The following is a 1403-nucleotide window of genomic DNA, read 5'->3' as shown; positions in this document are numbered from 1 at the left end:
GGCCGTGGGGCGCCGCCGCAGGAGGGCGTGAGACCCCAGGCTTCCCGGTCCTTCAGGACCGGGGGCTGACGCGAGTCCCGCGGGCACGGCCCGCCCGCGGGGTTCACGTCAGCCGCCGCTCGGCCAGAGCGGAGCTGACACAGGGCGTGCACCACCCACGCATCAGGGTGTGACCGTCAGCGCGCCCCCGTCCGGCCCAGGACGTGCCGGTGCCCGAGCCACGGGCACCGGGGCGCGAGCGGTCACGCACGGTTCCATCTCATCCGCAGCAGTTCTCTGAAAGGAAATCCCACATGCGCAAGTGGGTTCGCACCTCCGCCAAGGCGGCCCTGCTCACCGCCGGGTTCGTCGCCCTGGGCGCCGGCGTCTCCTTCGCCGACTCCGCCCCCGTGACCTCCGGGAACGGCTCCATCGGCGGCGGCAACCAGATCGTGGGCAACGCCGACGTCCCGGTGAACGTCTCCGGCAACGCCATCGCGCTGGGCGGCAGCACCGCCAACGCCACCTCCAAGGACACCGGCGCGCACGTCATCGACCCCAGTGGCGACGACGGCCCGGTCACCTCGGGCAACGGCTCGGCGGTCGGCGGCAACCAGCTGGTCGGCGACGCCGACGTGCCGGTGAACGTCTCCGGCAACGCGGTCGGCGCCATCGGCGGGGTCGCCGGTGCGGCCTCCAAGGACACCGGCGCGATCGTCTCCGAGGACGGCGGCGCCGGGAACGGCGGCGGCGACAACGGCGACAACGGCGGCGACAACGGTGACGGCTACCGCACCTCGCAGCTGGCCCCCGCCACCGGCGGCCTGGTCGACAAGCTGAGCGAGGCCTCCGAGCCGCTGCACGTCCAGGGCCACGGCGTCGACGCCGGGCCGGTGATGCGGCAGAGCCACGCCGACGTGCACGACATCGTCACCTCGGGCAACGGCTCCATCGGCGGCGGCAACCAGGTGGTCGCCGACGCCGACGTGCCGGTGAACGCCTCGGGCAACGCGGTCGCCGGCGTGCTGAGCACCGCCGCGGCGGCCTCCGACGACACCGGGGCCTTCGTCGAGGACGGCCGCGACCGCGAGGTCATCACCTCCGGCAACGGCTCGGTGCTGGGCGGCAACCAGCTGGTCGGCGACGCCGACGTGCCGGTGAACGTCTCCGGCAACGCCGTCGCCGGGGTGCTCAGCACCGCCGCCGCGACCTCCAAGGACACCGGCGCCTCCGTCGTCGAGAGCGGCCGCACCGGCCAGAGCAGCCCCATCACCTCGGGCAACGGCTCGGTGCTGGGCGGCAACCAGGGCGTCGTCGACGCCGACGTCCCGGTGAACGTCTCCGGCAACGCCGTCGCGGCCGGGCTCAGCGCGGCCAACGCCGCCTCCAAGGACACCGGCGCGTTCGTCGAGCACCACCGCTCG

Annotated in this window: 1 protein-coding gene; it reads left to right on the top strand. The window is 74.4% G+C overall.

Annotated elements, in window-relative coordinates; translation table 11 throughout:
- Positions 1-293: 293 nt before the first annotated feature.
- On the top strand, positions 294-1403 hold a 1110-nt coding region (locus D450_RS0108240), incomplete at its 3' end, for a hypothetical protein (protein WP_017538194.1).

The organism is Nocardiopsis halophila DSM 44494, assembly GCF_000341245.1.
Taxonomy (GTDB): Bacteria; Actinomycetota; Actinomycetes; order Streptosporangiales; family Streptosporangiaceae; genus Nocardiopsis_A; species Nocardiopsis_A halophila.
The sequence above is the reverse complement of the archived record's forward strand: the minus strand, read 5'-3'. Positions and strand labels throughout refer to the sequence as shown.